This window comes from Leucobacter tardus (assembly GCF_017583045.1).
Lineage (GTDB): Bacteria > Actinomycetota > Actinomycetes > Actinomycetales > Microbacteriaceae > Leucobacter > Leucobacter tardus.
Window position 1 is genome coordinate 785,068 of the sequence record NZ_JAGFBF010000001.1, and the last position, 12,678, is coordinate 797,745.

Genomic DNA, 12,678 nt, shown 5'->3' on the forward strand with positions numbered 1-12,678 from the left:
TGCTCGCACAGATTTCGGGTCGGATTCGCTTCGAGCAACCTGATCGTTCGCTTAGACTTTAGTGCAGCCCCGCGAGCGGGGAACGGGAACTGAAGTGGCAGTTCGCGCCGGTGGGAACTCGCGAGGGGGTGTGGGAGACGCATGGTCGTCAGCACGCCCGCCTGGGAGCGCAGGTACGCCTGGAAGCTGCTGCTCTCAGACTCGGTGATTGTGGTGTTCAGCGTCTTCGGCGCCCAGTATGTGCGCTTCGGTCTGATGCCGACGGAGCTCGAGATACCGCTCTTCGGCCAGGCTGACCTCGAGGTCGCGTATTCCCTCGTCTCACTGTCGCTCGCCGCAGCGTGGCTGCTCGCGCTCGGCATCGGGGACTCACGGGATTCGAAGATCATCGGACTCGGGCCGGTTGAATACAAACGAGTCATCAATCTCACGTTGATGACCTTCGGCGTCTACGCGATCCTCGCGTTCGCAGTTCAAGCGAGGATCGGCCGTGGGTACCTGTTCCTCGCACTCCCGCTCGGCCTGTTCCTCCTGCTGGTGACGCGCTGGATGTGGCGAAAGCGACTCCACCGTCAGCGCCGCAGGCACCGGAACATCTATCGCACGCTGATCGTCGGCGAGCGGGTGAAGAGCGCGCATGTGGCGCGCGAGATTTCGAAGAACCGCTATTCAGGGTTCGGGATCCTCGGCGCGGTGACGGAGCACGGAGTCGACGGTCAGCTGCTCCCTGGAGTCCCGGTCGTCGCAAGTTATGACCGGTTGCTCGAATCGGTGGATTCTCTCAACATCAACACGCTCATCATGACGAGTGCTGATGCGATCGATCCCGTCCGCATGCGTGAGATCGGCTGGGAGCTCGAGGCGAGAAAGATCGACCTCATCGTGACCGCATCTCTGACCGACATCGCCGGTCCGCGCATTCACATGCGACCGGTCTCGGGGCTGCCGTTCATTCACGTGGAGTACCCGGAGTTCGTGGGTCGGAAGCAGTTCGCGAAGCGCATGTTCGATCTCGTCGGTGCGTCCTTACTCCTCGTGCTCCTCAGTCCGATCTTCGCGGCGGTCGCTGTCGCGGTGCGCGTGGACAGCCGGGGCCCCGTCATCTTCAGGCAGGAGCGGGTGGGTCTCGGGTCGCGGCCGTTCTCCATGCTCAAGTTCCGCTCGATGGCGATGGAAGCGGAGGACCAGCTTCCGGGTCTGCTCGATCGCCCCGACAGCGGGAACGTGCTGTTCAAACTCACGCAGGATCCGCGAGTCACCCAGGTGGGACGATTCCTGCGTCGGCATTCGCTGGACGAGCTCCCGCAACTGGTCAATGTGGTGCGCGGCGAGATGTCGCTGGTCGGGCCTCGTCCGCCCATCGCGCGCGAGGTGGATCAGTATGAGCGCTGGGTGCATCGTCGACTGCTGGTCAACCCGGAATCACGGGTCTGTGGCAGGTGAGCGGTCGCAGCGATCTCTCGTGGGAGGACAGCGTGCGACTCGACCTCTACTACGTGGAGAATTGGTCCATGGTCGGGGATCTGCTGATCCTGATGCGCACGGCCAAGACGGTCGTGAAGCCGGTTGGCGCGTACTGAGACCGGATCGATTTCGGTGCCGCGGCACGGGCACGTCCCCAGCCGCTCAACGCTAGGCTCGACTCTATGCGTCGAAAAGCGGTGGGAGGTTGGCTCGGGGGTGCGGTTGCGGCTGCCGTGCTCGTCGGACTGGCCGTCGAGGCGTTCGATGACGGCGGCTTCGATGAGCTTTTCGTTGGGGGTGCCCGGGGCGGGGTCGCTGGTCCGCCGGCCGCCGGCGCGCAGTACGAGCGGGTGTCGGCGCTGGACGCCGAGGCCACGCTCGCGACTTTGGAGGTGAAGGGGCGGTCGCCGAAGACGGGGTACGACCGGACTGGACAGTTCGGCACGGCGTGGATCGACGCGGATCGCAACGGGTGCGACACTCGGAACGACGTGCTGCAGCGCGACCTCGTCGCGTTCACCCTTGAGGGGGAGTGCAGGGTCATGACCGGCACGCTCGACGACTGGTACACGGGTGATCGGATCGACTTCGTCCGCGGTGAGCAGACCTCGCAAGCAGTGCAGATCGATCACATCGTCGCTCTCTCCGATGCGTGGCAGAAAGGTGCGCAGCAGCTTTCGGCGGACGAGCGCGTGTACCTCGCGAACGAGCCGCTGAACCTCATCGCCGTCGACGGCCCGACGAACTCGGCGAAAGGCGACGGTGATGCGGCGACGTGGCTGCCGCCCGAGAAGGGGTTCCGCTGCGAGTACGTCGCACGTCAGATCTCGGTGAAGGCCGCCTACGAGCTGTGGGTGACTCCGGCCGAGCGCGATGCGATGCGCGGTGTCCTCGAGGCGTGCCCCGAACAGCCGGCGTATGAGGCGGAGTTCGGCGTCGCTCGGTGACTCGGCGTTCTGCGGTGCACGGGGCAGCGCAGTGAGCGGCCATTCTGACCTCACACGAGGGCGATGAACATCTCGCGCCGCAGGGCGTCGACGTGCGCGCGGGTCACGGCGACCGCGGCTTCGGCATCGTGCACGCGGAATGCGGCGACGAGGGCGCGATGCTCATCGCGCCCGTGCTCCAGCTGGTCCATCGGATAGGGCACGAAGTAGCGCAGCAGCGCCTCGTAGGAGGTGAGGTAGGCGGGGAGCTCGGGGAGGCCGCTGATCTCGCCGACCAGGTGATGGAAGCGGCTATCGGGCACGTGGTGCTCGTGCCAGTCGGCGGCGTGCTGCGACTGTTCGATCAGGCGGTCGAGTTCGTCGCACTGCGCTGCGGTCGCGACACGGGCGGCCTCGTGCACGATGGCGCTCTCCATGAGGCTGCGCTGGTCGATGAGGCGGCGCACTGCATCGGCGTCGGCACGGTAGGCGGTGACTGATGAGTCGTGCAGCCGCGGGGGGTGCTCGGCGACGAACGTGCCGCCGCCTCGGCCGGGCACGCGCACGAGTACGCCGTCCTCGACGAGGCTCTCGAGCGCCCGACGCGCAGTGATCGGACTGACCTCGAGGCCCGACGCGATGAGTTCAGTGCGCGGCAGGCGGACGCCGGGGGCGAGCAGGCCGTGCTCGATCGAGAGGAGCACGCGCGCCCGTACGGTTTCGACGGCGGAGAGACGCGTGAGCGCGGCAGATCCCGGCGCGTCGAGCAGCGCGAGTTCGGGCGCGGCGTGCTCGGCATCCTTCTGCGGCATGAGTTGAGTCTATCGAGTGATCCACTTATAGTGATCACGTTGATCATGTTCATATTGATCACTTCATAGAGGTGGGCATCGCAGAACGAGGAGGTTCCATGGGACAGCTGATCGTCGGAGCAGCGCAGCGCGCGCCGTTGGCGTGCGAGGATCCACTCGAACCGTTCGCCTCGGACGTTCGGGCGACGCTCGCCGCGCACCCGGAGATCGAGGTGCTGGTCTATCCCGAGCTGCATCTTTCCGGTACCGAGCACCTCGCCGAAGCGGATCGTGCGGTGGCGCTCGAAGCTGCGGCCGTGCCGTTGCAATCGGTGTTCGTCGAAACGCTCGGCGATATCGCTCGGCAGCACGGCATCTGGCTGTGCCCGGGGAGCATCGGTGAGATCACGCCAGACGGAGCCTTCGCCAACACCCAGCTGCTCTTCGCCCCTGACGGAACACTCCGCGCCGCATATCGAAAGATGTTCCCGTGGCGACCGTTCGAACCGCACCGTCCGGGCACCGAGTTCGTCGTGCAACCGATGGACGGTCGCGACAGTGTGCTTGGTCTGTCGATCTGTTACGACGCCTGGTTCCCTGAGCACAGCAGGCAGCTCGCCTGGCTGGGGGCGGACACGATCCTGAACATCGTCAAGACGACCAGTCCCGATCGAGAACAGGAGCTGGTGCTGGCGCGGGCGAACGCCATCGTGAACCAGAACGTCGTGGTGAGCGTCAATTGCGCCGGCCCGATCGGACGCGGCAGGAGCATCGTCGTCGGACCTGAGGGATTCGTCATGGCCGAGGCCGGCCTCGGCGCAGAGACGCTCATCGCCACGGTGGACTCGGATCGCATCGCCGCCATTCGCGCCGCGGGCACGATGGGCACCAACCGCGTATGGTCCCAGTTCCAGCCGGGAGATGCCGAGATCCCGCTCCCCGCCTATGCCGGCCGCATCGATCCGACGAACTGGGCGCCCCGAAACCCGCGAACCCCCTGAGTTCCCCTGAACCGACCCACCTGACAGAGGAGTCAACCGTGTCATCACCCCATCCCTTCCCGACACTCGTCCGAACCCTGAGGCTGCCGTCGCTGGTGCTCTTCGGGCTCGCGTACCTCACCCCGCTCATCGTGCTCGGCATCTTCGGGGTCATCGCCGGGGAGACCGGAGGCGCGAGCGCATCGGCGTACCTCATCGCGCTCCTGGCAATGCTCTTCACCGCCAACAGCTACGGCCGGATGGCGAAAGCCTTCCCGGTCGCCGGATCGGCCTATACCTACGTCCGGCGCACGATCGACGGCCGTGTCGGCTTCCTGGTCGGCTGGGCCATCATGCTCGACTACCTCTTTCTGCCGATGGTGATCTGGCTCATCGGCGGCTCGTACCTGCAGGCGCAGTTCCCCGGTATCCCGATGCCGGTCTGGATCCTGGGGTTCATCCTCATCACGAGCATCCTCAACATCATCGGCATCAAGGTCGCCGATCGGGCGAATCTTGTCCTCATGACCTTCCAGATCCTCGTGATCGCGATCTTCGTCGCGCTCTCCGTGGCAGATGTGTTGCGCGGTCAGGGTGCAACGGGCCTCGTGAGCGCGGCCCCGTTCCTCGGGACCGATGCCGGGTTCGCGGGCGTCGCGGGTGGCGCCGCCATCGCCGCGTATTCGTTCCTCGGATTCGACGCCGTGACCACGCTCACGGAAGAGACGATCGAACCCAGGCGTACCGTGCCGAAGGCGATCCTGCTCGTTGCGCTCATCGGCGGCGGCATCTTCGTACTCGTGTCGTACGTCACTCAGCTGGTCCACCCGGGTGGGGTGTTCGCGAACGGTGACGCCGCGGCTGCGGAGATCGCGCTCCGGATCGGGGGCAATGTGTTCGGTGCCGTGTTCCTCGCTGCGCTGGTGATCGCGCAGTTCACCTCGGGACTCGCGGCGCAGGCCGCGGGCAGCCGTCTGCTCTATGCGATGGGACGCGACGGCGTGCTCCCGCGACGGGTCTTCGGTGTCGTGAGCGCGCGCTTACACACCCCGGTGTTCAGTGTCCTCGCGATCGCGGTCGTCGGTCTGATCGCGATGTTCATGGATGTCGCGACATCGACGTCGTTCATCAACTTCGGCGCGTTCGTGGCCTTCATCATGGTGAACCTGTCAGTGGTCGTGTACTGGGTCCGCGAGCGGCGGGCGAGCGAACGCCTGAATCCCCTGCTCTACGTCGTCGCACCGGTCATCGGGATGCTGGTGATCGCGGTGCTGCTGTCGCAGCTCGACAGTCATGCCATCACCCTCGGCGCGATCTGGCTCGGTGTCGGGGTGGTGGTGCTCGGGTTCGTGACCCGCGGATTCCGCAGACAGCCGCCCGAGCTCGGGGTGGACAACGTCGATTAGAGCGAGTCGGTGAGGAACCCTCGCAGGAGCGCCTCGGAGCCGGCGATGTGTTCGTTCATCGCGGCGGCGGCTTCGTCGGAGCGGCCGGAGAGGATGGCGGCGACGATGCGCTCGTGCTGCTGGTTCGAGTGCTCGATGTTGGGTGCGAGGACGGGGATGCTGTCGAGCAGCGCGTTCAGGCGGGTGCGCGCGTTCGCGGCGACGGGCACCAGTGAGGGCGCCCCCGAGACTTCGGCGATGGTGAGGTGGAGCCGCGAGTCGAGACGCCGATAATCGGCGAGGCTGGCAGAGCCGCAGTCCTCGAGCGCGGTGGCGAGCGAGGCGCGGGCCGCAGCGGGGAGCTCGCGATCCGCCGCTTCGCGCGCGGCCCCGACCTCGACGATGCGGCGGAGGATCGTGACGTCGTCGACCTCGGCGTCGTCGACGGGTGCGCCCGCTCCGGCGCCGGAGGAGCGGTCGGAGACCGGCAGTTCGTCCTGCACGAATGTGCCGCCGTACCGACCGCGGCGCGACACCACGTATCCGGCTTCGGCGAGGGTTGAGATCGCGTCCCGCAGCGTGTCGCGGCTCACGCCGAGCATGGTCGAGAGGTCGCGCTCCGATGGCAACCGGTCGCCCGGCATGATGAGGCCGAGCCGCACGGACTGCAGCAGTCGCTGCACCGTCTCCTCGTAGGCGTTCGCGGGCCGCACGGCGTGCGCGAGCAGTTCGATCCCCTCACGTGTGGGCATGTGTCCTCCTCGCGGTGTCGTGCGGCCCGTCTCCGCTCTACAGGGTATCCGGGTCGAGAGGCGTGACGTACGCCGAGCTCAGGCCGCCGTCGACCAGGAATGTGGTCGCGTTGACGAACGATGCGTCATCGCTCGCGAGGAAGGCGACGGCCGACGCGAGTTCCTCCGGCTGGGCGAAGCGACCCGTCGGCACGTGCACGAGTCGGCGCTGCGCCTGCTCGGGATCCTTCGCGAACAGCTCCTGCAGCAGCGGTGTGTTCACCGGGCCGGGGCAGAGGGCGTTGACCCGGATGCCCTGCTTGGCGAACTGCACGCCGAGCTCGCGGCTCATGGCGAGCACGCCGCCCTTCGACGCGGTGTACGAGATCTGCGAGGTCGCGGCACCCATGACGGCGACGAACGAGGCCGTGTTGATGATGGATCCGCGGCCCTGCCGCGTCATGTGCCGCAGCGCCGCGCGCGAGCACAGGTACACGCTCTTGAGGTTGACGTCCTGCACCTTCTCCCACGCGGGCAGTTCGGTGGTCTCGATGGAGTCGTCGTCTGGCGGGGAGATGCCGGCGTTGTTGAAGGCGATGTCGACGGAACCGTATTCGGCTGCCGCGGTGTCGAAGAGGTGGTTCACCTGTGCCTCGTCGGTGACGTTGACCTGGACGAACAGGCCGTCCACTGCGGCGGCTGCGGCTTCGCCGCTGGCGGCATCCATGTCGCCGATCACGATGCGGGCGCCCTCGGCGCGCATGCGCTTCGCGGTGGCGAGGCCGATGCCGCTGGCGCCACCGGTGATGACGGCGACGCGGCCGGCAAGGCGTTGGGTGAGGTCGATGGGGGGAAGGTCGCTCATGGGGTGTCCTCGGTCTGAGTGTGGTGGAGAGGGGATGAGGGCTCAGTCGTCGCTGAAGAAGACGTTTTTCAGCTCGGTGAACCTGAAGGGGGCGTCGGGGCCGAGTTCGCGGCCGATACCCGACTGCTTGAAGCCGCCGAACGGGGTCGAGTAGCGCACCGATGCATGCGAGTTGACCGACAGGTTGCCGCCCTCGACACCGCGCGCAACGCGGATGCCGCGACCGATGTCGCGGGTCCAGATCGATCCGCTGAGCCCGTACGGCGAGTCGTTGGCGATGCGCACGGCGTCGGCCTCGTCCTCGAAGGGGATCACGCTGACGACCGGTCCGAAGACCTCTTCGCGGGCGATCGGGGCGCTCGGGTCAGGCGTGACCACGGTCGGCGGGAACCAGAAGCCCGGCCCGTCGGGAGTCGACCCCTGGAAGGCGATCGGCACGTCGTCGGTGAGGAACGCGGCGACGCTGTCGCGGTGGCTCGCGGTGACGAGCGGACCGACCTCGGTCGCCTCGTTCGTCGGGTCGCCGACCACCACGTTCTGCACGGCGGTCTCGAAGCGCTCCATGAACCGGTCGTAGACCGAGCGCTGCACCAGCAGGCGGCTGCGGGCGCAGCAGTCCTGGCCGGCATTGTCGAAGACCGAGTACGGGGCGGTCGCTGCGGCCTTTTCGATATCGGCGTCTGCGAACACGATGTTCGCGCTCTTGCCGCCGAGCTCGAGCGTCACGTCCTTGACCTGAGCCGCGCAGCCGGCCATGACTCCCGACCCGACCGCCGTGGACCCGGTGAAGACGACCTTGCCGACGCCCGGGTGGGTGACGAAGCGCTCGCCGACGACGGACCCGCGCCCGGTGATGACCTGGAAGAGTCCTTCGGGCAGGCCGGCCTCGAGCGCCAGCTCTCCGAGACGGAGGCTCGTGAGCGGCGTCCACTCGGCCGGCTTCAGCACGACCGCGTTGCCCGCGGCCAGCGCGGGCGCGAAGCCCCACGATGCGATCGGCATCGGGAAGTTCCACGGCGTGATCACGCCGACGACGCCGATCGGCTCGTGGAACGTGACGTTCATGCCCCCGGAGACGGGGATCTGCTGACCGATGAGGCGCTCGGGTGCGCCCGAGTAGTACTCGATGACGTCGCGCGCGATGCCGGCTTCACCGCGGGACGACGAGATGGGATGCCCCGAGTTCCGGGTCTCCAGCTGTGCGAGGTGCTCGAGGTCGCCGTCAACGGAGGCAGCGAATCGGCGCAGCAGTCGAGCGCGATCGGCCGGCGCGAACCCGGCCCACTCGCGCTGCGCGATCTCGGCGCGGGCGATCGCGGCATCGGTCTCGGCCTCGTCGGCACGAGCGATCTCGATGACGGGCGTCTCGTCTGCGGGGTTGATGACGGTGTAGCTCATGCGGGCTCCTTCGTGCTCGTGGCGGAGGGCGAACGGTCGGTGGGTGCGGCGGCCGGGGATCCGGCCGAGGCGCCGTCGCGCGCGGCGCGGTACTCGCGTGCGGCCGAGACGACGCCGGCGAAGAGGCGGCGATCCTCGGCGTACTCCTCCGGGTGCCACTGAACGGCGACACCGAACGGGACGGAGGGGAGCTCGACCGACTCGATGATCCCATCGGGGGTCCGGCTGGTGACGACGAGGTCGTCCGCGACGGTGCCGATGGCCTGGTGGTGGTAGAGAGGTGCGCTGGCGCGACGGTCGTCGCCGAGCATCGCGGCGATGATCGTGTCGGGCTCGACCTCGATCTCGGAGGCGCCGAAGACGGCGGCGCCCGGCTGATACCGGGTGTCGCCGACGATGTCGGGGAGGTGCTGGATCAGGTCGCCCCCGAGCGCCACGTTCAGGATCTGGGCACCGCGGCAGATGCCGAGGAACGGCAGTTCGAGCGCGATCGCGGCGTCGAGCAGCAGCGTCTCCCAGGCGTCGCGATCCGTGCGCGGGGCGCCGGTCATCGGGTGCGGATCCTGCCCGTACAGGGCGGGGTCGACATCTGCGCCGCCCGAGACGATGAGGCCGTCGAGCGCGCTGAGCACGTGCGTCGCGACGTCGGGAGTCGCCGGTTGAGGCGGCAGTAGGATCGCGACGCCGCCGACATCGGTGACCGCGTCCATGTACACCTTCGGCAGGAACGAGGCGCGCACGTCCCACACCCCCGTCTGCGCCTGCTCGAGGTAGGTGGTGATGCCGATGAGCGGTGGCCGCTCGCTCGCACTAGAGACGCTCAAAGCCGCGGATCCTCTCCCAGTCGGTGATCGCCGCATCGAAGGCCGCCACTTCGATGCGCGCGGCGTGCACGTAGTGATCGACCACTTCGTCGCCGAAGATCTCGCGGGCGATCGCGGACCGATCGAAGAGGTCGGCGGCCTCGCGCAGCGTCGTCGGCACCCGGTCGACATCGCTCGTGTAGGCGTTGCCGGTGAGCGCGTCCTCGAGCTCGAGCTCGTGCTCGATGCCGTAGAGGCCGGCAGCGAGCAGTCCCGACACGGCCAGGTACTGGTTCACATCCGCGCCCGGCACGCGGTTCTCGACGCGCATCCCGTGGCCGCGGCCGACGACGCGCAGTGCGCAGCTGCGGTTGTCGAAGCCCCACGCGACAGCGGTCGGGGCAAAGCTGCCGTCGACGAACCGCTTGTAGGAGTTGATGTTCGGCGCGTACAGCAGGGTGAACTCGCGCATGAGCTTCAGCTGCCCCGCGATGAAGTGCCGGAACATGGGGCTCATGCCGTCGGGGTCGTCATCATCGGCGAACACCGGAGCGCCGTGGAAGTCGCGCAGGCTCGCATGGATGTGGCAGCTCGACCCTTCGCGCTCGTTGAACTTGGCCATGAACGTGATCGACTTGCCGTGGGCGTCGGCGATCTCCTTCGACCCGCTCTTGTAGATCGAGTGATTGTCGCAGGTGTTGATGGCGTGCGCGTAGCGGAACGCGATCTCCTGCTGCCCGAAGTTGCACTCGCCCTTGACGCCCTCGTTGTACATGCCGGCGCCGTCCATCGAGTTGCGGATGTCGCGAAGAAGGGGCTCCATTCGGGTCGACGCGTGGAGCGCGTAATCGATGTTGTAATCGCTCGCCGGGGTGAGGTCGTGGTACCGCTGCTTCCATGCCGACCGGTAGTCGTCGTCGAACACGATGAACTCGAGTTCCGTGGCGACGACGGGGGAGAGCCCCAGTTCGGCGAGGCGGTTCACCTGGTCGCGGAGGATCTGTCGCGGGGCGACGGGGATCGGCGTGTGGTCGGTGGCGCGCACGAGGTCGGCCATCACGAGGGCGGTACCCGGGATCCAGGGGGTGCGGCGGAGCGTGCCGAGGTCAGGGATCATCGCCATATCGCCGTACCCGCTCTCCCAGCTGGTGAGCGCGTACCCGTCGACGGTGTTCAGATCGACATCGACGGCGAGCAGATAGTTGCAGCACTCCGCGTGGCCCTCCATGACCTCCTCCAGGAAGAGGCGTGCCGAGACGCGTTTGCCCACGAGGCGGCCCTGCATGTCGGTGAACGCCACGATGACGGTGTCGATGTCACCGGCGCTCGCCGCGGCCCGCAGCTCGTCGGGTGTCAGGTTGCCGCTCTCAGGAATCATCTGCTCTGGTCTCCTCGCTCGCCTTCGAGATCGTGGTCGACGTAATGGACGACCACTCGGCCATTAAAGCACAGAGTTCCGATGTGACGGAAGGTGCTCGGGCGAAGTGCGGATGCGAGACCGTGCGGGGCGCACGGTCCGGTCACGATTCTGAGAGGCGGTATCGGCGCGGGGTTATACTTCCGCCATGGAGGAGCAGTTCCTCGTCGAGGTTGATGCGCTGGGTGCCGTTGTCTCCATTGAGTCAGGAGACATCGCGCGGGTTCCGAGTGCCCTCATGGCCGTCGGGGGCAAGATCGTCGACTCCGGGGCGTTCGGCGCGAAGTTCATCTGGCACCCCGACGGGCGCACCGGCCGCTGCATCGTGCAGGTCACGCGGGCGAACCCGTTCGTGGACCGCGGCGCGACGGCGTACGTGCAGGGTGAATGGGTGGATAACCTTCCTTTCGGTCTCACGGATCGTGAGCTCGACGTGCTCACCCTGCTGGTCCTCGGCATCTCCAGCGCGCACATCGCGCAGAAGCTCTTCCTCGCCACGCGCACGGTGACGACGCACATCGACCGCGTGATGCGCAAACTGGGTGCGCAGAGCCGGACGGCCGCTGCGACGATCGCGATGGACGAGGGACTGGTGCGGGTGCCCTTCCCTCATCTGCTGGACGATTCGACCGAGCTGCTCCGCATCGGCCGGATCCTGAGCGACACGCAGGCACCGCCGGCGGCATCCACTCGTGTGACGCGCAAACCGCTCGTCATCGGAGCCGCGATCCCGGTGACCGGATCGAATGCCGCCGACGGCGCCGAGATGGTGCGCGCGAGCCAGCTCGCCATCGACGAGGTCAACGCCAGGGGCGGTGTGGACGGTCGGCGCGTGGCCCTGGACGTCGTCGACGTCGACATCATGGAACCGGAGAGCGTCTCCCGGTCGGTCAGCGCGTTGATCGAACGGGGCGTGGACGTGCTCACCTCCGGGTACCTGGCCCATCAGGAGCGCGCGCACGAGCTCGTCGCGGACAGCGGCATCACCTACCTGCACGCGGCGACGCTCGACGTCATGGCCAGACGGGTGAGCGAGGATCCGGATCGGTACGGCAACATCTTCCAGGTCTGCGCGAACGATTCGAACTATGCCCCTCGCTTCGTCGAGATGATGAGCCAGCTCCGCGATCGGCGGCAGTGGGCGCCCGCATCTCGTCAGCTCGTGGTGCTGCAGTCGGGGTGGACGACGACCGACCTCGGTCTCGCCGCGGCGGCATCCGACGCGGAACGCGACGGGTGGGAACTCGTCACGATCCGTCTGCCGGACGGCGACGCGAGCCGATGGGCGCAGATCGTGCAGCAGGTGACCGCGATGGAACCGGCGGCCGTCATGATCGGCAACTACCTCGTCGACGACACGCTCGCATTCCTCGAGAGCTTCCTGTCGAGTCCGAGTCGCACGCTCGTGTACGCGCTCTACTCTCCGAGCGTGCCGGAATTCCGGGAGCGCATCGGGGCCCGCGGGGACGGGATCCTCTGGGCGACGGTGACCGGCACCTACTCCGATCCGCGGGCCCGTGCATTCGCGAAACGGTACCGCGCCCGCTTCGGCGTCAACCCCGGGCGATCGCACGCGGGCATCGCCTACGACCGCGTGCACCTCATCACGCAGGCGTGGGCGTTCGCCGAGAACCCCCGAGACCCGCGCCGTGTCTCGCAGACCCTGCGAGACACCGTGTACCGCGGAGTGAACGGCGTGTACTACTTCGGTGACGCGTCCCAGACGACGCTGACCTTCCCGGGTCGCACCGCCGACCCGTCGCTCGGGCAGGCGCACCTGGTGTTCCAGATCCAGCAGGGCAAGCAGCGCATCATCGATCCGGCCCCCTACGCGGACGCGGCGTTCACCCTGCCGCCGTGGATGACGCCCGTCGTCGAGCGTCGATAGCGCCCGGAATCTCGCCGCTGCACGAATACG

General features: G+C 67.5%; 12 protein-coding genes. 6 read left to right on the forward strand and 6 right to left on the reverse strand.

Annotated elements, in window-relative coordinates:
* Positions 1-141 precede the first annotated feature (141 nt).
* The 3 genes from J4H85_RS03775 (at position 142) to J4H85_RS03780 (ending at position 2,411) form a co-directional block, all read left to right on the forward strand.
* Positions 142-1,443, forward strand: a complete 1,302-nt coding sequence (locus J4H85_RS03775) for an exopolysaccharide biosynthesis polyprenyl glycosylphosphotransferase (protein WP_502552226.1) — start codon at positions 142-144, stop codon at positions 1,441-1,443.
* Positions 1,440-1,580: a sugar transferase gene (locus J4H85_RS14370; protein WP_502552227.1), complete on the forward strand. Its 141-nt coding sequence runs from the start codon at positions 1,440-1,442 to the stop codon at positions 1,578-1,580. Before J4H85_RS03775 ends, J4H85_RS14370 begins: the two co-directional genes overlap by 4 nt.
* Before the next feature lie 66 nt (positions 1,581-1,646).
* Positions 1,647-2,411 (forward strand): HNH endonuclease family protein, encoded by a 765-nt coding sequence (locus J4H85_RS03780; protein ID WP_208236961.1) that lies wholly within the window; start codon positions 1,647-1,649, stop codon positions 2,409-2,411.
* 50 nt (positions 2,412-2,461) lie between these two features.
* On the opposite strand, the gene J4H85_RS03785 is transcribed toward J4H85_RS03780, so the two are convergent.
* Positions 2,462-3,202 carry a FadR/GntR family transcriptional regulator gene (locus tag J4H85_RS03785; protein WP_208236962.1) on the reverse strand — a complete coding sequence of 247 codons (741 nt, stop codon included), beginning with the start codon at positions 3,200-3,202 and terminating at the stop codon, positions 2,462-2,464.
* A 98-nt stretch (positions 3,203-3,300) separates the two neighbouring features.
* Here J4H85_RS03785 and J4H85_RS03790 point away from each other — a divergent pair, with 98 nt between their 5' ends.
* Positions 3,301-4,182, forward strand: a complete 882-nt coding sequence (locus J4H85_RS03790; protein WP_208236963.1) for a carbon-nitrogen hydrolase family protein — start codon at positions 3,301-3,303, stop codon at positions 4,180-4,182.
* A 38-nt stretch (positions 4,183-4,220) separates the two neighbouring features.
* Positions 4,221-5,567 carry an APC family permease gene (locus J4H85_RS03795; protein WP_307863376.1) on the forward strand — a complete coding sequence of 449 codons (1,347 nt, stop codon included), beginning with the start codon at positions 4,221-4,223 and terminating at the stop codon, positions 5,565-5,567.
* Here the strand turns inward: J4H85_RS03795 and J4H85_RS03800 are convergent.
* The 5 genes from J4H85_RS03800 to J4H85_RS03820 are packed head-to-tail and all read right to left on the reverse strand — an operon-like array spanning position 5,564 to position 10,721.
* A complete protein-coding gene (locus tag J4H85_RS03800; RefSeq protein ID WP_208236966.1) occupies positions 5,564-6,298 on the reverse strand; it encodes a FadR/GntR family transcriptional regulator in 735 nt (244 codons plus the stop codon). The two genes, J4H85_RS03795 and J4H85_RS03800, sit on opposite strands and share 4 nt — an antisense overlap.
* A 37-nt stretch (positions 6,299-6,335) precedes the next feature.
* Complete coding sequence (locus J4H85_RS03805) at positions 6,336-7,142, reverse strand: 3-oxoacyl-ACP reductase (protein ID WP_208236969.1); 807 nt, start codon at positions 7,140-7,142, stop codon at positions 6,336-6,338.
* A gap of 42 nt (positions 7,143-7,184) precedes the next feature.
* Complete coding sequence (locus J4H85_RS03810) at positions 7,185-8,540, reverse strand: aldehyde dehydrogenase family protein (RefSeq protein WP_208236971.1); 1,356 nt, start codon at positions 8,538-8,540, stop codon at positions 7,185-7,187.
* On the reverse strand, positions 8,537-9,364 hold the full coding sequence (locus J4H85_RS03815) for a gamma-glutamyl-gamma-aminobutyrate hydrolase family protein (protein ID WP_243893317.1): 828 nt from the start codon (positions 9,362-9,364) through the stop codon (positions 8,537-8,539). Before J4H85_RS03815 ends, J4H85_RS03810 begins: the two co-directional genes overlap by 4 nt.
* Positions 9,351-10,721: a glutamine synthetase family protein gene (locus J4H85_RS03820; RefSeq protein WP_208236975.1), complete on the reverse strand. Its 1,371-nt coding sequence runs from the start codon at positions 10,719-10,721 to the stop codon at positions 9,351-9,353. The genes J4H85_RS03815 and J4H85_RS03820 overlap by 14 nt, the downstream gene beginning before the upstream one ends.
* Positions 10,722-10,908: 187 nt before the next feature.
* Between J4H85_RS03820 and J4H85_RS03825 the strand changes: the two genes are divergently transcribed.
* Positions 10,909-12,648: an ABC transporter substrate-binding protein gene (locus J4H85_RS03825; RefSeq protein ID WP_208236977.1), complete on the forward strand. Its 1,740-nt coding sequence runs from the start codon at positions 10,909-10,911 to the stop codon at positions 12,646-12,648.
* Positions 12,649-12,678: the final 30 nt, after the last annotated feature.